General features: G+C 43.4%; 10 protein-coding genes. 1 reads left to right on the top strand and 9 read right to left on the bottom strand.

Features of this window, described 5'->3' with window-relative positions; all coding sequences use genetic code 11:
• Positions 1–61: 61 nt before the first annotated feature.
• From J8L97_RS11440 to J8L97_RS11430, 3 genes are all read right to left on the bottom strand, one after another.
• Positions 62–2,152 (bottom strand): TonB-dependent receptor, encoded by a 2,091-nt coding sequence (locus tag J8L97_RS11440; RefSeq protein WP_211049826.1) that lies wholly within the window; start codon positions 2,150–2,152, stop codon positions 62–64.
• 275 nt (positions 2,153–2,427) lie between these two features.
• Positions 2,428–3,279 carry a formyltransferase family protein gene (locus J8L97_RS11435; RefSeq protein ID WP_211049823.1) on the bottom strand — a complete coding sequence of 284 codons (852 nt, stop codon included), beginning with the start codon at positions 3,277–3,279 and terminating at the stop codon, positions 2,428–2,430.
• Positions 3,280–3,849: 570 nt separating this feature from the next.
• Positions 3,850–5,997, bottom strand: a complete 2,148-nt coding sequence (locus tag J8L97_RS11430; RefSeq protein ID WP_211049820.1) for a TonB-dependent receptor domain-containing protein — start codon at positions 5,995–5,997, stop codon at positions 3,850–3,852.
• A 127-nt stretch (positions 5,998–6,124) separates the two neighbouring features.
• On the opposite strand from J8L97_RS11430, the gene J8L97_RS23965 reads away from it, so the two are divergent.
• A complete protein-coding gene (locus J8L97_RS23965) occupies positions 6,125–7,114 on the top strand; it encodes a helix-turn-helix transcriptional regulator (RefSeq protein ID WP_211049817.1) in 990 nt (329 codons plus the stop codon).
• Here the strand turns inward: J8L97_RS23965 and sdhD are convergent.
• The 6 genes from sdhD to J8L97_RS11395 all read right to left on the bottom strand — a co-directional run.
• A complete protein-coding gene (gene sdhD / locus J8L97_RS11420; RefSeq protein ID WP_211049814.1) occupies positions 7,097–7,429 on the bottom strand; it encodes a succinate dehydrogenase, hydrophobic membrane anchor protein in 333 nt (110 codons plus the stop codon). The two genes, J8L97_RS23965 and sdhD, sit on opposite strands and share 18 nt — an antisense overlap.
• Complete coding sequence (gene sdhC, locus J8L97_RS11415) at positions 7,420–7,800, bottom strand: succinate dehydrogenase, cytochrome b556 subunit (RefSeq protein WP_192509027.1); 381 nt, start codon at positions 7,798–7,800, stop codon at positions 7,420–7,422. Before sdhC ends, sdhD begins: the two co-directional genes overlap by 10 nt.
• Before the next feature lie 64 nt (positions 7,801–7,864).
• Positions 7,865–12,295, bottom strand: a complete 4,431-nt coding sequence (locus tag J8L97_RS11410) for an SDR family NAD(P)-dependent oxidoreductase (protein WP_211049812.1) — start codon at positions 12,293–12,295, stop codon at positions 7,865–7,867.
• A 2-nt stretch (positions 12,296–12,297) separates the two neighbouring features.
• Complete coding sequence (locus tag J8L97_RS11405) at positions 12,298–17,541, bottom strand: non-ribosomal peptide synthetase (protein ID WP_211049810.1); 5,244 nt, start codon at positions 17,539–17,541, stop codon at positions 12,298–12,300.
• A gap of 148 nt (positions 17,542–17,689) precedes the next feature.
• A complete protein-coding gene (locus J8L97_RS11400) occupies positions 17,690–17,893 on the bottom strand; it encodes an MbtH family protein (RefSeq protein WP_192509029.1) in 204 nt (67 codons plus the stop codon).
• Between the two features lie 60 nt (positions 17,894–17,953).
• A partial coding sequence (locus tag J8L97_RS11395) for a penicillin acylase family protein (protein ID WP_211049808.1) occupies positions 17,954–19,522 on the bottom strand: 1,569 nt, incomplete at its 5' end.

Below are 19,522 nucleotides of genomic sequence, written 5' to 3'. Positions count from 1 at the left end.
GTTGGCGCGCAAGATGTACGCTGTGGTTATTGGCCTCACAGCGTACATTAATTATAGAGAATTACAGATTATATGTTACAGAAAAACCAACTGTTCGCGGCTCTGTTAATTGACCAGAGGTAATTACACCTGTCACTGGTGCACGCTCAATTGCTGTTTCATTCACTTGGTCAAATGCATTATTAACATACGCATCTACTCGCCAATCTTCCGCAATATAAGCAACTGAAACACGAGTTTCTGTGTAACTATCCGTTTGATATAAATCAGCCTGACTAATTTGGACCTGAGGGTTATTTGCCAAATGACTGCGCAGTAATTTGCTTTGATAGTCACTTGTATAACGCGTATTTAAACTGAATTGAACATTATCTGTTAACCAATAATCAGCGCCAATACTTGCCGTCACGCTCGGCGCCATAGGTAACTCTTGACCTAGCAAGTGCTGATTATTGCTATCTGCATTTTCAACACTCGTATGTAATGAGCCGAAACTACCTGACAAGATCAGCGAGTCTGTGGCTGCATAGCTTAACTCAGCTTCAAATCCATAACTGTCCACTTCATCAATGTTATGAATAATTGTATCCCATGGCTGACCTGATGCACCAGTTGCAAGCACTTGGTAATCCGAGTAATTGTTATAGAAAACATTTGCTGCGAGATTTAACGCGTCTCCCCATGATTTACGTACACTGACCTCGAACGTATCAACATATTCTGGATCATAGCTATATACAGTAGAAGAAGCCCAGCTAAAATCACCACCACCCGAGTTGTACCCTTTTCTGAAGCTCACGCCAAGCGTGAGTTCTTCATCAATAGTATGTAAATAAGCGATTTTTGGTAAGTAAAGCGTCTCATCATTGGCAATAATAAATGAAGCACCTGATGCCGCTCTAAATTCGCGATGTTGCTTCTCTTTCTCAATTCGACCACCAGCTATAACTTGGCCTTGCTCGGAAACACTAACAGTAACCTCACCATAAATCGCATCAGATGACGAGTCATCATCCCCTTCATATACACCTTTATTAAAGAAAGCTTGCTCACGATCATACTTATACACACCAAAGTGTCCACTCAACCCATCATCAAAAGCAAAGCCAAATTTACCATCGATAGTTTGACTTTCATCGTCCATACGAACGTGCCACACGAGTGGGTATTGATGAAATTCATAACTATAATCAACGTCAGATACCAATAACTCAATGTCAAAGTTATCATTTATTTCATAAGACGTTTTTAATGAGGTATGCTGACTGTCTACGTCTTTGTCACGGGCATATGATGTATCACTGTCCCAAGGTGTTGAGATAGTACGATTCGCAAGATCCGGACCATCTAAATACCAGTAACGGAATCCCTCTTCTTGTGTATCAACATAACTCAATAACATGTCTAATCCATCAACTTGTGATGGTGTCCATTGTAACTTAGCATTAATACGCGTCATGCCAATCGGCTTTGGATCAAAAGGGTATGCGTCACCGTCAGCCAACTGAAACTGAGAATGGTGTTCTCTATCCACATTTTGTACCGTGAAGCGATATGCGAGTTCATTCTCTATAATCGGCGCAGACACCATGGCTGAAAGCTCTTTGCTTTGCGTTTTATTGGCGTATCCTGCTCTTACCGATGCTTCTAGTCTATCCATGGAAGGCGTATTTGTCGTGACGTAAATGATCCCTCCCATGCTGTTTCGACCACTATTAGACGACTGAGGTCCACGTAACACTTCAATTTGCTGTACATCCCACAAACCAAGATCACCGGTTAACGTGGCTACAAACGGTTCCGCTACACCATCTGTCATCACCGCAACACGTGCTTTAGCGCCTGAAGTGAAAGAATATGACCCTGTAGCAATACCTTCCCCTTTCACCCCCCGAATACTTGGCAAACTATCTGAAAAAACTACATTTGCAATATCCGATAAAATATCGACGTATGAATCTGACTGCCCATTGGCCAGCTCTTCACTCGTAATTACCGCAACCGAAGATGTGGTGTCTTTTAAAGAGCGACCTGCTTTCTCACCATAAACAACAATATTCTCTATCGACGTAATTTGTTCTTTTTCATCCGCTGAAACAGCTGCCGATACTGCCAAGGCAACCGGAACCATACAAAATGCCAGTTTATTCATTATTTCATCCTAAATTATAGTTAGCCGACCAACAGACGAACTAAATGAAGAGAAATTTAAGAATAATAGGAACTAATTTTATTTATCATTACAATTCAATATGTAACATTAAAGCCTCACTATGGACAGCACTTCATATTGTGTAGAAAAGCAACCATAAATGCACAAATACAATACTGTGTTGTCTGAGTGGAAATTGCATCATTTAGTGTTCATGATGCAACAATTAATGCCTGATACGGTCCTATATTCACCAAATTGACATTTGAATGAGGTTACACTTTTTCTTCTGAGGTTATCTTAGTCTTAGCTAATACATAGAGCCCTTGAATCATGGCTGGGAATAGACTCTGCTGAAAGTTATTCCAACGTAGTTCAAAAATTGTATCGGTAGGTGTGATCTTGGTATTTAGAACATCATGAATAACTGGACCTGAATCAATCCCCTGATCAACATAATGCAGTGAGGCACCCGTTTTATCAATCACTTCTGTGTCAACCATTGCCATTGTCTGCCAATTAATAACCTGTTGACCTTGCGCACCATACAAGGCATCCAGTGTAGCAGTTGCACCTCTGCGCTGATAAACAGAGTCCTCTTTTGTGATCCCTGGGTGAATATTAACAATACGCTTTGCGTAAGCACTCTCTTCACTCGCCAATTGATCCAAAATAACAATCAGTCCATCTAACAACACCACATCAGCATCCAACTCATCCAGCTTGCTTTCTAAGCGCTGCTCAAAATCTCGCTTTCCTTCTCGCCATAGTTGTGACCCTTTTGGCAACTTACGGTAACTTGAAGGTACGCAACATAACAGCTCATCGACAGGCGTATTACCCACTTTGAGCGTTTCAGGATAAATCCATTCACCGTTACAAGCCACCCTCGATGTTCCGTAGTCTTGCAATTTTTGACTATCAAGCGAGTGTGTTAAATCGTCGTCAAAAATAACGCCGCTCAACTCATACAGCTCCCCCAAATCACTGCTATTTAGCTGCATCACTAGATGCTCTAATGGTGAAGTCATGTAACGTGTTTCATCTTTGTATGCAATCATTCTACCCGCCATATCTGCCGCTGCATTACGCAAGGAGCACACATATACTAGTTTTAATCTACCCATAGTCTCATCACCCATTTTTTTTGTACTTCTTTAAACCCATAACTCACATGTTACGAATTACACTATCCCATCATCAGACGCTGTACTCAGGTAAATATTTACTTAACCTCAGATTTGGATAAGGGTTTTAGAATAAAAAGTGTTTTGAAAACAAACTTACGTACAATCCAATGATAATATTTTGTTCAATATCAAGGCGTTTTTATGCAGTAATAGCGGGCTATTACAAATGAAAGCAACGCCGAGAGTGAGAAAAATAGCTTTATTGGGCAAATTCGCTTATCCAGAGCTGAGGTTACCTACTCTGTGCTCTATTGATACGCTCTACACATCAATCTCACTAGACCAATACAGGCATAAAATCTGCGATGTGTGCCAATCTGTGTGTTATTTTGTTACTCATTATCAATATTGATCACCAGCTCGACGGCATAATAGGTAACTTGGATAAGATAAAACCCATGCATCAAGACGGGCGCTCAATGCATGGGTTATTGTAGGAAACGCTTTAAGAGAACAAAAATAGAACCTCAAAGATCAACAGCCTCTCGTTAAACAACTTAAAATCCCTTAAAACTGATAAGCAACACTGGCTTTTATATTACGCCCAGGTTCGTAATCCATTAAAAACAACCCCTTTTCGCCCGCTAATGGGTGGCCAGTCACGCCTGTTTTAGATGACTGAGAGGCATAAAATTCATCAAATACATTGTCAATGCCAACTCGAAGGTGCAGTGCACTTATCGTCTGTGGCGTCCAATGCACCGACAAATTGTGTACCGTATAACTGCGCTTTTCACTGTTAATACTAGGGCCACCTAAAAATTGCCCTTCAGCCACACCGCCAACCATCATACCTTCCCAAGCAACATCAAGGTCATAACGCTCGAATTGGTAAGCCACACGCGTCGTAATTGTATCGCCTTGCTCTCGCTCTAATCGTGAGCCATCTAATACTTCATAATGCGAAAATGCCGACAAATCACTATTCGATTGAGCATAGGTAAATTGAATTGATAGCCGTCTATGAGTAAATTCAGAATACGCTTCAAAGCCATCAATCTGCATATCACCGATATTATCCTTCCATTGATCCCAGCGATGCTTTGGCTGTGGTTTCATTGCACTATCGTAAATATAGTTGTCTATATGCGTTGAAAAAGCGGTTACCCCTGCCGACCAAGTGATTGAGTCACCTATCGTCCGTTGATAAGCAATCGCCAGTTCTGTGTTAAGCCCCGTTTCAGCTTCAATGTCATTATTTTCACTATCCCTAAGGCCTGCGCCAGCGAACACCTCGCCAATCTCAGGTCCTTTAAATAGTTCCGTGCTACTGATCTTAATCAAGAAATTCTCGGTTAGATGGTATTCCGCGGCAAGCGACAAAGACAACTCGGTAAAGTCGTTGGTGATCACTTTTGAATCAATCTTATAACTATCATGGCGTATACCTGGCATGATCACTAAGCCATTATCGAACTCAATGCGATCCTGCACAAACAGCGCTAAATTTTTAGCTTCTTCTTGTGATTGACTGAGCGTGTTATCTGGGGCCAATTTATGGAAATCCGTTTCATGTTTAAGGTAATCAGCCCCATAAGTGATGAGATGGCTTTCACGTGAAAAAAGCGCCTCAAACGGCGTCTGAGCTATGAGATTCAACCCACTATTTTTTGCCTCCCCAGTGACTTGACCCGCATTCCCCCTAAAACGCGGACTCGGTGAAAGTGCCCAACCGGCTTCATCTCGGTAAAGTTCACTGACATTGCTAAATATACTCGCAGTTAAGGCAGAGCCTTGGCCCCACTCTAAATCATAGCTTAAAGTAAGCGTGTCACGAGTAAACTCTGTAGGCCATAACAAAGGCCTACCTAACCCTTTCTCAAACACAAGGTCAGTTGCCAGCCCCATATCAGGGCGGTAGCTATAATGACCTTTGTCCTCATAGGTCTCATAGCTCAACGCCAGTCGCTGATTAACATCGATGTTCCAGCCGACCTTAAGTAATGCATCATTCACATCCCCCTCAAGACCTCGGACAGTGCCATCGGTGCCCGCTATGGCCCCCCCAGTTTGATCGGTAATTTCTCCGCCACCCACATCGTAGTTGTCTCGTGTGACTTGATTATAATACGCCAAGAAATCTAGCTGTTCAGTCAAGACCCCATAACCTGTCAAAGAAAAATTATGCCCCGCATTATTTGCCACACCAGCCGATACTCGCCCACCTACAGAATCCCCAGGTGCTAACAAATCGGCGGCTTCTTTTGTTTCAAACCGTACAGCGCCACCTAAGCCACCATTTATAACCGAATTTGTGCCTGTTTCAATATCCACTGATTTAAGAATATCTGCATGGATCTGTAAATTCCCCATGTGATGGTACATATAAGAATTTTGCGCTGCACCATCAATGGAAATTTTCAGATCTTTATCATCCATACTACGAATCGTAATACGTTGATTTAAAGAGTGTGCGCCGCCCACATCAATACCTGGGATACTGCGCAGTAAATCAGAAATATGATCTGCTTGTTTATCGGCAATATCTTGCTCTTGCAAGTAAAGCGCTGACGTTTTAACTTGTGTACTCCACACGGCGATTTTCTCTATATTATCAGCCGTTGCGTACACTGATGGCGCGATAAATACACTTGCTAAAGCTAACGTTAGGCCCGTTTTGCGAAAACCCATTTGTTGAGCCGCTAAAATCAACATACAACATCCCTTAAATGTAAATAAGAATTAATATCAATATTGTACATAGATTACAGGTTGATATTTGATCTTCTATTTTGCAAAATCGCCTAACTTATTTGCAAAAAAATCAATAAGGATTGACGTTGTGACAACTTGTATTTATGCCGATGATCTATCTTATGCCTTACAAAAAATTGGCTTAGAGTCCCGTCAACACTTGCCATCTCAGCAAACACACGTAGCACAGGGTAATTTAAGCTTCATAGAGTTACAAAAAGGGTTTTATTTACACCGCGCTAATATCGTAGAAAATAGTAATACCAGTAGCAGTGCTATCTTACCCGCAGGCTGCCATATAACAGTATTATTAGCGGGAGCTGTGTCGTTTAGAGTGGCACAAAAGCGTTATCACTTTAGTGCTGATAAGGGGCCTGTTGCCTTTGTTAATATAGTCAACAAACAAGATATTTTTACCCGTTTTATGCAGGATGGGCAGCCTGTAGAAAAAATCACCCTAAGCTGTGAGCGCAGCTGGTTTTTACAAAAGATGGCCAGTGAACAAGCCTGTCAGCAAATAGACAAGCAGCTTTTTCATTCTCAAAATGTCTATATTGCACCACTCACCTCTTTGCTACTCCAACAAGCCAAAACCATTGCTAATCATGATGACAGCACACCGCTTTTAGCCCCGCTATTGTTAGAGCAACACGCTCTCGCATTATTGTATAATGTGATTAGCCAATTTTATCACCCTAGTTCAAAACCAAATCAAGCATACTATTCACACGCACCTGTTCAAGCCAGTGAGGCTAAACTGAGCGCATTATTATTACTTTTAGAGCAAGACTTTACCCTCACTGACATTGCCGATCAGTTAGGCGTTAGCATCAGTACATTACAGCGAAATTTTAAACGCAGTTTCAACACCACGTTAAAACAATACGTCAAAATAAAGCGCTTAGAAAAAGCCAGAAAAGCATTACTCATAGAAGGTTTAACGATAGGAGAAGCTGCATATTTAGCAAAATATACGCATGTGGGCAATTTTATTACCGCCTTTAAAAAACACTTTAATGTTACGCCTATGCAGCTGATTAAATTACATCGAAGTAGCGGCTCATACGGCCCAAAGTAAACCTAGGCCAAAGCCCCATAACCCGAGGTTCAGTGCAACTAGTATGATATTAAACACCGTATTTAAACGGCCTTTAATATAGTCTCCTGCGATTTGCCAAGCCGCCAAAATACCATTTGCGACTGTTGCTGTAAGCACTACGGTTGCCAGTATTTTAAACCACAACGCACTGTGCAGTGTTGACCACATTGCAAATGATACCGGTCCACACAGCACCAAATACCCGATCATCGCCGCCAAAAACAAAATAATGATCACGTTACAAATACGCTGTAAGATCCATTGCTGTGTGCCGGATAAATTTATCATAGCCATATCCATACCCCTGATAACATACTCAGTAATACGCCGATAGCAATACATGCCCATGAAATTTGCGCCCCACCTTCTAAGCTCTCAAAATGCCCTGCCTCTTGAATTAAGTGCTTAACACCGCCGCATAAGTAATATCCCATTGCGGTCAAAAAAGCCCATAAGAATAGCTGGATAATCGTACTTTCATCACGTAATGCATGCAATAAAGCAAAATTTTCTGGAGATTGTAGTGAATACCATAAAGTTGGTAAATAAAAAGCAAAGCCAACCCACATCACCACGGCACTGATCCTATGTAGGATTGATGCATAAGCAGTAATCGGCAGAGCCATGGTCTGTATTGCTAAATTCATAGGCCGTTGTTTTTTCATTTTCACCTCTGAGTTGATGTTACAAAAAGCCCAAACCGATTTGGCTTGGGCTTACGGGGTACGCTTATTCCGAAAGTTGCTCGATTAACTTCCCTTCTATGATGTACGCCAAATTATCTATGCTCGGGTCTTCAAAAAATTCAGCGGGCTCTAATTCAATTGAAAACTGCTGCTTCACCTTAGCCAACATCTGAATGGCAATCAGTGAATCTCCACCTAGCGCAAACAAGCTATCAAACACCCCAATTTCATCAAAGCCAAGAAACTCGCGCCAAACAGCCACCAGCTTATGTTCAAGTTCACTCTCTGGGGCTTCATATTCGGTGTCTAAGTCTGGGCGTCCATGTCCCGCAGGCTTAGCTTTCGCGTTTAAAATCGCCTGCTCCGCCTCACGTGTTACGTGTACCAGCTGTGACCAACGCATGCTAGCGGCATACACTTGCGACTGACCACTTGCAAAAATATCAGCTAACATGGCAGCACCAATATCACCTTGCAGCCCTAAACCTTCGGGTAATTGGAACTTCGCAGCCATCCCAGTTTTAGCCCACGCATCCCAGTTAATACTAACAACAGGGAAGTTATGTGCTTGCTGTGCCAATGTATCTAGATACACGTTGGCCGCACAATAATCACTTTGTCCATATGCACCCAATACGGAGGCCAAAGAAGAACACACAGCGAACTGCTGTAAAGCATGCTCTTTAAATACCTGTAATACGTTCTGTGTGCCTTGAATTTTGCTCGATAAGGTCACACTAGCGTGCTCCATTGTCATCCCAGCAATAAACCCACCACCTGGTAGCCCGGCACTATGTACAACATGCGTGATCGTACCCATTTGCTGCTCAGCTGACTTTACCGACTGGGCAAGCTGAGCGGCATCAAGTACGTCAGCGGTGATCACCATGACATCAACATTTTTCGCCTGCAATGATAATAATGCTGTTAGCTGCTTACGTAACTTGTCATCAGTCTCACTGGCTTGTTGTAATGCTTGCCACTGAGATTCAGGTGCAAACTGACCACGAGTTTGCAAAATAAGTTTGTGACCTTGTTCGCCTAGGTATTTAGCCAGATGTAACCCTACACCACCCAAACCACCGGTAATTAACGTGACACCCGACTCAATCGAAGTATCAGCACCCGTAGGAATGACTTGCTGGCTAAGCACAAAACGTTGCTTACCGCGATATGCTATTTCATTATGTTCTGGCTTATCTGCCACTAAATCAGCCACCAATTTAATCAATACATCTTCATTGAAGGCAATATCTGCATCTTTAAATTCAATCACCCGCGTGAGCGTATTGTGCTCTAGCGGCAACCCACGGGTTAGTCCCAAAAGCGTGGCCTTTTCTGGTGATAAACTTTCATCATCTAATACCGAAAATAACTGAGTAGCTAACACACTTAAGCGCACATTAAAGGTCGCAACTAAGTGCTGTACCAGTGGCAGTAATGCCTCATAACCTATGACATCATCCGATTTTGCCGGCACAAAAAAGCGCGTATCTACAAAATGTGTTACCTGTGTATCATCCGCTAAAGAAGCATGTAGCTTTTCCCAATGAGTGAGATTTGTGTAATCAAAATGAATGTGGCCATTGTCTTGAACCGTAAACTCTGCATCATCTCCTTGTACTGCCCATAAGGTGGTTAACTGTGCACCTCGTTCAATAAACGCCGTACTCAGTGCACTGCATATCTGTGAGTCTGATGCCAATAATACAAAGTGCTCTGCGCTCAAATCTTGACGCTTAACATGCAGCGGTTGCTGCTGCCAAATAGGTTGCAATAATTGCGGCTGTGAACTGGATGGCTCAGCGTCACGTGTCGCTGACACAGTTCGATCTTTATTGACCTCAACCCAATACTCTTGCTGACTAAACTGGTATTCAGGCAACACTTTAGCCGTACTCGGTGTCAACTCTCCGATATGTTGCCAATCGATGTTTAACCCTAATTGCCATAGTGTTGCAGCCGTTTTAGCAAAAGGCGCGATGACGTCTTTCATATCGCGTACATGAGCAATAGAGTTTAAAACCGTCAGCTCTTTCGTAATGCCCACCTGCTTCACCAATTTCTGCAGCGTATCACCAGGCCCTGCTTCAATGAGTACATCACAACGCTCAGATAACGTGTGCACCCCTTCAGCAAATTTTACTGGCTGACGAATGTGATCTAACCAATATTGTACCGATGTTGCTTGATCATCTGTGATCAGCTGTCCGGTGACATTGCTCACAAACGTAATATCTGGTGCGCTTAAATCGGCCGCCTCTAAAGCAGCTTTAAACTCCGGTAACACCGCCTCTGTTAAATGGCTATGAAATGCATGAGATACATGGAGTCGTGTACAGCTTATCTGTTCGGCTTTTAATTGTGTTTGTAATGCTTTTATTGCCTCTTTTGTCCCAGCAACCACGGTATTCGTCGGACTATTTAACGCGGCAATATCCAGCTCAGCAGTTAAATAGGGGGCAATAGTTTGCTCATCAGCCACCACAGATAACATCGTACCAGGAGCCATACCTTGAAGCGCTTCTCCTCTGGCCGTCACCAAAGTAACCGCCGTTTCTAATGACATCACATTTGCCAAACATGCCGCGACATACTCACCGATGCTATGTCCCAACATGCCAGTGATAGTTACACCTAATGCCTGATATGTGCGCGCCATCGCATAACCCACAATAAATAATGCCGGCTGTGTCACGCGCGTTTGGTTCAGAAGTTGGTTCGCTATCAGAACTTGATCATCTTCAGGTGCAAATACCGTAGTAAGTTGCTGTTGTAATTGCTCAGAAAAATGACTCAATGTTTCATTAAACACAGATTTAAAATACGCGTTATGTTTGAGCAATGGCTGAGCCATTGTCACATACTGAGACCCCTGTCCCGAAAACAGTAAGCCAATACGCGCATCCATCGTTTTCATTGCCACAACGTCACGGCTTAACATCGCGACGGCTTGCTCGTGATCTTTGACCACAAATGCTTTTCTGTAGGCGAGTGCGGCACGCTTTTGTTGTAATTGCGCGGCGGCTTCTGCAAGAGTGTGTGGCTGTGCAACCAACATATTCTGCAGTGCAGCTACCTGATCATTGAGCCCATTTTTTGTTGCTCCACTCACAGGTAAGATGTACCAAGGCGCTCGGCGCGTTGACTCTGCGAGTTCCGGTTGCTCCTGCGAAACATATTCTTCTAAAATAACATGTACATTGGTACCCCCCATCCCTAACGAACTCACAGCCGCCCTACGAGGGGTATCACTTTCCCATGCTTTTAATGTGTCATTGACATAAAATGGACTCGCAGCAAAATTAATGGCTGGGTTTAGTGGCTTGGCATGAATGCTCGGAGGCAATTGCTTATATCGCAAGGCTTGCACAGCTTTGATCAAACCGGTGACACCTGCAGCTGAGTCCAAATGCCCAATATTGGCTTTAATCGAACCAATGGCACAATACTGTGTTTTATCCGATTGATAGGCTTGGCTAAGCGCGGCAATCTCGATCGGATCGCCGAGTTTAGTTCCTGTGCCATGCGTTTCAATATACCCAATTGAACTTGGCTCCACATCGGCAAATTCAAGCGCTGCACTCACTGCATTGGCTTGCCCTGTTACACTGGGTGCCGTATAACCAATTTTGTCTTTACCGTCGTTATTAACCGCGGAGCCTCGGATCACGGCCAAAATGGTATCGCCAGCATTGCGTGCATCTTCAACACGCTTCAGTACCACGGCAGCACTGCCGCTACCAATTAAAATACCATCAGCATTTTCAGAAAAAGCACTTAGCTTACCGGTCGGAGATAAACTCCCTCCAGCAGGTGCGTGATACCCCTGCTCGGATGCCAAATTTAGCCATACACCGCCAGCTAGTGCAGCATCGCTTTCGAAGTTTTGCAGTGAGCGACATGCCATATGAACGGCGACCAACGAGGTAGAGCAAGCTGTTTGTACAGTGACCGATGGGCCTTTAAGGTTAAGCTCATAGCTAACCCGTGTTGCTAAAGAGTCTTTATCATTACCGTTTGTTAAGGCCAGTAAGCTCGTTATGTCATTCTGCGTGTTGTTTGATAACAGGTTTTGCAATAAGTAGCTCGGTACGCCACACCCCGCAAAGACGCTGGTTAAATTATCAGCACTTGGCGTAATGCCGGCATCTTCTAATGCATGCCAACACGTCTGTAAAAAAATACGCTGTTGAGGGTCTAGTTGCTCAGCCTCTTTGGGACTATAACCAAAAAAGCCAGCATCAAACGCTTTAATATCGGTGAACGGGACACCTGCTTTAACGTAATCAGGGTCCGCTAACGTGTCACTGTCTACCCCAGTACCGCGCAGTTGTTCATCACTATATGGTGTAATACTACAATGTTTCTGTGCGACGTTTGTCCAAAGCTCCTCGACGTTCTTTGCATCAGGGAAACGTCCCGCCATACCCACAATGGCGATATCTAATTCACTATATTCTATCTCTGACATACTTATGATTCTCTTGATTTTTTACGACGAGCAGCCAATGCATTCATGCCTTTTTTTTGCTGCTTAGCTGATGGTTTCGACTGAGGTTTTACCACTACTGATGACCCAGATAGATGCTCAGCCAATGTAGCAATACTTGGATAGGTAAATAACTCTGTTAATTGCACGTTCGGATAATGAGCTTGCAATGATTCATGCACCGCCATAAGCAATAAAGAATGACCACCAATGTCGAAGAAATTGGCTTGACGGTCAATGTCAGCCTGTTTTAAGTGCTGTTGCCATACTTGGCTAATTAAGTGCTCAACATCATTACTTGCCAGCTCAACCTGAGATGGGGACACCGACTGCTCTGACGTTATCTCTGGCAGCTTATGCCTTTCCAATTTACCGCTGGCATTCACTGGTAAGTGTGCCATTACCACCATGTGTTTTGGGATCATGTAATGCGGTAACTGCTCACTGAGCGCACGTTTAATACTGTCGCCAGTGGGTAACGCCTGCGCAGTGCTTTCAACATAAGCGATAAGCTCCATACCATGCTCACTGCTTTGCGTCACAACCACCGCAGCATCAACGCTCGGTAATTGCGTTAAACATTGCTCCACTTCACCTAATTCAACTCTAAAACCGCGTACTTTAACTTGATGATCTCGACGACCATGATACTGTAATTGGCCATTGTCCCAGCTTACTAAGTCCCCCGTCGCATACATACGCGCACCATTCGCACTAAATGGGTCTGCAATGAATTGACTGGCCGTGTGTCCAGCTCGACGCCAATATTCACGCGCAATGACCTCACCGCCAACATATAGCTCACCGATCTGCTTTTCGGCGACTAATTCAAGGTTGTGATCAAGCACATACAATTTACGCCCGTGTAACGGTTCACCTAAAGGCACAGCATCCACAGGAGGGTTAGCTTGGCAATCGTAAATTGCTGCTTCCACCACGATTTCAGTCGGTCCGTATGTATTCAATAAGCGTACATGTTCAAGCCCTGCACGTCGCCAGTCAGCAATGGCAGTGGTAGACATTGCTTCACCACCAGAGTGAACCTGCCTTAGCTTAGGCAGCGAGATAGGCGCGATATTCTCATGATGATGCGCCCAACTTGAGGCAATGCTGCGCCAATAAGCTGCACTTAAATCCATCACTGTAATATTATGACGTTGCGCCTGTTCATAGAGTGTTTTCGCATCCCACAATGCGTTACCTCTTAATACAATGGCCCCGCCTGCAGACCATGTTGGAAACACTTGCTCGACAAACGCATCAAAATTCGCGGTCGCAAACTGTAGCACCACATCTTGCTCACTCAGCGAGATAAACTGTGTCGCAGACTCGATATACTGTGCCAATGCATCATGACTAATCACCACGCCTTTGGCTTGACCTGTCGAACCCGAGGTATAGTTTAAATAGGCGATATGGGCCGGATGCTTTAATACCGAAGGGGTATTAATCTTTTTATAAAAAAGATTCAGCAACTGCGCGGGTGCTAGCCATTGTCCAGAGAAGACAATGTCAATCTGCTCAAGGTCACTGATCACCGCGCTGCATATACTGTCTTTGAGCATATAATTTAACTTTTCAGCGGGGAATTGGGCATCTAATGGTAAATAGGCGATATTGGCTTTTAAACAGGCTAAAACACTGGCCAACATCAGTGGAGTACGCTCCAACAGCACACCCACAATTGGATTTTCCCCAAGTTTTTCAGCAAGTAAGGCATGTGCTAACCTGTTTGATGTTTGTTCTAACCATTCATAGCTAAATTGTTCGTCTTTATAGATCACCGCTGTGCGCTGTGGATATTGCCCTGCATATTCACTTAATTGAACCAGCCAGTGACTAGACGGTGCTATAACGTCATCACCTTGACCTTGTGCAAGTATCCGCGTTGTATCACTAAGGAGTGCCAAATTACCCACGGCATGCTCTGGGTGTTTCACCACTTGCGTAAGTAAGTTCGCCCATGCATGTTGCAAATGCTCAATAAATGCAGCATCAAACAATGACGCATTGTACTGTAACTCAAGCGCTAATTGACCATTACTGAATAACCGAGAATCAATACTTAAATCAAACTGCGCTTCATGCTTTAGCGGTGCTACCTCAACAAGCGACACATCAGGTAAGGTATCTAAAATATCCAAATTATGCTCAACATGATTGAACATCACTTGGAATAAAGGCGTTTGACCGACAAGTCGCTCTGGGTTAACGATTTCAACTAATTTTTCAAACGGAAAATCTTGATTATCTTGTGCAGCCAACGTGCGATTTTTACATTGGTTCAATATATCACTAAAGCTATCAGCGGCATCAATATCAGCATTTATCAACTGGGTATTTATGAAAAAGCCGGCTAAGCCATGTACTTGGCTATTTTGTCGATTAGCCACTGGGATCGCGACCCGTGATTTCGCTTTATTGGCCACACGGTAACACAGTGTTTGGAAGCTGCTTAATAGCAACATGAATAAACTGGCACTGTGTTGATGTGCTAGCTTCTGTAAACCTGCAACTTGTTGATAATCTAAGTGCAATGTTGAGGTAGCCAATGGCGCCATGTCCACTTGCCGTGGGTGCTGAGGCTCAAAAAGTAATTCATCAGCAGGTACGTTCAGCTCGTTCTGCCAATAAGCTAATTGCTGCTGCGCTTGTTCAGTCGCCAACCACTGTTGTTGCCACTGCGCATAATCACCATACTCAATTTCTGACGGTTCGATGTTTAATGCTTGGCGTTGAGCCAACCGCTGATAGTGTGCACTTACCGCACGTATCAGTAAATCAAACGTCCAAGCATCTGATGCAATATGGTGCATGCTCATTACCCAGATATATTCCTCATCTGCGCATTGCACCAGTCCAACTCGGAAGTTTTCTCCTTTCTCGAGGGCAAACGCTTTACTGTTTAACGCAGTTATCCAACTATCAGTTTGTACTGCAATATTCTGCTCAGCGCTTAAATCAACATACTGCCAATCTAGATTTTGCTCCGTTGCCGTTTGACGCCATTGCCCTTGATCATTTTTATAATAACGATGACGTAAAATCGCATGATCTGACAAAACCTGTTCACACGCTTGCTGCAACCATTGCTTTGAGAGCTTGCCTCTGAGTACTATCTGAGCACCGATATGGTATGCATTACTTTGCGGCTGTAATTGCCACAAGAATAACTGGCGCAATTGCTGAGCGCTAAGTTCACTGCTGAGACATTGCTGAGACACTATCTTTTGCTGTGTTTGCCTGTTCTCTAGGGTACTTTTCAGTAAGGCACAGAATTGGCCAAAAGTGTGCGCTTTAAATAGGCTAGTAAGCGCAATATGACACGAGAACTCGGCTTCCACTTTCGCCAAAAGTTGTACCGCTTTAATCGAGCTTCCACCCAGTGCGAAAAAGTCAGCTGCATCATGACGTACAGGGTAATTAAGGGCTGATTGCCATATCGTGGCTAATGTTGTTTCCAGCTCACCCCAGTGGCTATTATCAGTCTCTTGCACACTGTGTAATTGAGCAAGTGCATCACGGTTGAAATCACCATAACTTGCGAGCTTGTTAAGGCCGTATAGTTTTAAACAGGCACTGCGCTGCAACTTACCACTGGATGTTTTAGGTAAAGCCCCTTGGTCAAGTAATAGAACTAATTCAGGACTTTGCCCAAAGTGCTCAATCACATAGTCTCTCACGACCAACGCCACCTGCTCAGCAGGCATATCATCTCGAAATTTATTGCTGGTTTCTATGGCTAAACCAATACCCTCTCCGTGTTCTGCACTTGGCACAGGGAAAGCTGACACCCTTCCTTTACGCACAAAGCTCAAGCCTGCTTCAATACTGCGCTCAATATCTTGAGGGTAAATATTGTGTCCATTGCTAATAATTAAATCTTTTTGTCGCCCTGAGATATATAGCTGATCTTCATATAGGTAACCCACGTCACCCGTCCTAAGCCAGCGGTGATTATCTCGTTCTACAAATGTATCAACTGTCGCTTGTTCATTTTGCCAGTAGCCCACAGCAATACTAGGCCCAGCTGCCCAGATTTCACCGATTTGACCCGCCGGCAATTCAGTAAATGTATTGGGGCACGTGATTCTAATTAAATGTTGTGAGGGAGCTCTACCACAACTTACTTGGTGGCTATATTCACCATTATTACGACTATCTTGCGCGGGTACTTGACGTGCCTTGCCTTGGCTTAATGCCTCATTACAAAATGCATGTATTTTAGCTCCAGAGCCAGCTTTACTCCCCGTCACTAAGAGCGTCCCTTCCGCTAAACCATAGCAAGGATACAATGCCTCTTCTTTAAAACCATTAACGCTAAAACTGTCCGCAAAGTCATACAAGGTGTCATGCCTGATCGGCTCTGCACCTGAAAATGCAACGCGCCAACTGGATAAATCTAACGCGGCTCTTTGCTTGCCCTTAATACGCTCTAAACATAACCGAAAGGCAAAATCAGGCCCACCAGAAATAGTACCTTTATACTCGCTGATTAACTCTAACCAGCGTACTGGCTTTTCCATAAAGTAACGCGGTGAAGTCAACACTAACGGAAAGCCCGAAAATAAAGGCTGTAATAAACCACCAATAAGGCCCATATCATGGAACAACGGCAACCAACTCACGAATACATCTTCTACAGACGTCTCAACAACTTCCGCAAGTGCTCGCTCATTGGCTATTAAATTGTGATGACTGACCATCACCCCCTTTGGCTTCGCTGTCGACCCAGAGGTGTACTGTAAAAATGAAATATCATTTGCACAAGCGTCATACCTTTGTACTTGGGTGATCGATTCATCCAATGTATCAACCACTAACATGGTGCTATTGCTTGTTTGTTCTACCATTGCATGCACCGTCTCAGCAAAGCGGGCCGTTGTTAATACAACAGCGGCTTGAGAATCTTCTGCAATGCCAACGGTTCGAGCAATATGCTGCTCTTTTGTTGATTCTGGCGGAAAACTCGGAATGGCGGTTACACCTATATATTGACATGCAAAAAAGCTCGATACATAGTCAATGCCAGAATCCATTAATATTAATGCACGGTCTCCCGCTTTTGCTTGTGTGTGAATGTGGTTAGCTAACCAGATACAGCGTTGATACAAAGCATGATATGTCCAAGAAGTACGTTGCTTCCGATCAACACAAATGAGTGCAACGCGATCGGGGGTTTGCTCAGCATGCTGAGCTAAATAATCCATGATGGTAATGGCTGACATATCAGGCTCCATTAGAAAATTAACTGGCTATGTTATTGGTAGGAATGTGTAAGATTTGAATACAAAACAATAGATTGTGTCTTATTTAGTAGCGATATAAACACAGCGTACAACTACCATACCGTTTTATATCACTACTAATTTGACTTTACTTAGCCATTGCTTCACGTAGGCTAGCTGGACGCATATCGGTCCAGTTTTCATTAATATACGTTAAACATGTATCCTTACTGCCTTCAATGCCGACATCTTTCCAACCACCAGGAACACTTTTATAACTCGGCCAAAGTGAATACTGCTCTTCGTGATTCATAAGTACTTTAAAAGTGCCATTCTCGTTGTCAAAACTCATCGTGTTTCCTAAAAATCATTTGCGACTAATGGCTTTGTGACGCTCGACAATGAAAGATTTTTAGTCTTTTTCTATCTTTAATGTGATTTTACTTTTTAGCTGCTTAGCTAGGTCTTCTCTCCTATAAGGCAAATCAACCAATTGTTGCATTTGGCTGTACTGCAAACTCTGATCAGTAAAGTGCTTTGATCCTGCTAAAGTTGATTGAGAAAAGCTCAATAAGCCTCGCGCTTTTGGACCTGTACTTTCAAACCCCACCACCATCATCCAACTTGATCCAAAATGTACGGGAATACCATCTTGATTTAACCCTGACCAAGTTGGTGCTTTGGTTAGAGGGTTATTAACACCCGCACGTACAAAAGGCGAAAATGACGTCATATCCATATGGTTACTTGCAGCATAAATATTAAACCCTCCAACATGATGGGTAGCTCCAGGCCAGCGGATCCGACGAGCGTCTTTTTGTAAATACTGCACATCTCCCCACTTAGCGTCTAACGCAAAGCCCGCACTTGTAACCACTTCAGCTGCAACCGCTAAACGTTTCAAAATATCACTGTTTTTCACTAAATCTCTAGGTGTATTAATTGGATCTTTGGAATCAAATTTCACATTAAAGTCTGCTTCTAAATCAATCATATATACTAATTCATTGATTAAATGCGCTGCTTTAGAGTCTAAGTTAAAAAATCCACCCCATAAGGTCACTGCACGGCATGCAGCGTCCACATTCCCAGCGACTTGACCCGCAAATAGGATGCAAGCAGTTTGTAAATCAGATTTAAAACGTGAGAAGAACGTACTATTGTCCAATAGTGCACGCTCCACTTCAGCAATAGTGAACTTGCCATCTTGGCCTGCTCGATTAGACAACATATCGAGGCTAAGTCGTGTACGCATTGATTGCGTCACAGCAAACTTGCCATATAACGGTGAGTGCTCCACTAGTGGTTCTAAAGCGTTGGTTAACCAATAGGAATCATTTGAGTTTTGCACGTAATCATTTCGCTCTAACTGTGGGGCATGTTCAAACTCCACCTCTGCATTAAAAATGAAGCTACGCTCTTTTGCGGGTAATACAATTAACCCCGATCTTGCAAAGATATTTGCGCTGATTGGATCCGTTTCCAAAAAGGTAATCGCCTTTGATGACAACAAAGGCACGTTCGAGTCATCAATGTAGAATGTATTTCCATCCTTATCAGCCATCAATGTGTTATTAAACATCATGCCATCAAGATCTTGAAATGTTTGTTTAAACTCAGCCAAATCATCTGCTTCATTCATTGCTAACCAATGGTCTATTGAGTCAAAGCTATCTAAGTTGGCATCTTTTAACACATACACAAACTGTTCATCCCAAGGGAAGCGCTTACTATCCTCAATAACGATGCCGATATCTGTGTAAAAAACTGTTTTTCTGAGCGTTTGTGTGCCATTACCTATTTTTACCTGAATATCAATATCGCGTGATTCGATGGTTTGCCATTGTCCATCTAATTCATAACTGAGCTTATCATTAGGCTTCAGTGACAAACGATAAAACACCGCATGTTTCGCGGCTGAAAACGTATGAGTCCAAGCTAATGAGTCATTGAAACCTATATTAACAGGACCTGGAAATCC

It is taken from the genome of Pseudoalteromonas sp. MMG012, from assembly GCF_018100875.1.
Classification (GTDB): Bacteria; Pseudomonadota; Gammaproteobacteria; order Enterobacterales; family Alteromonadaceae; genus Pseudoalteromonas; species Pseudoalteromonas aurantia.
The sequence above is the reverse complement of the archived record's forward strand: the minus strand, read 5'-3'. Positions and strand labels throughout refer to the sequence as shown.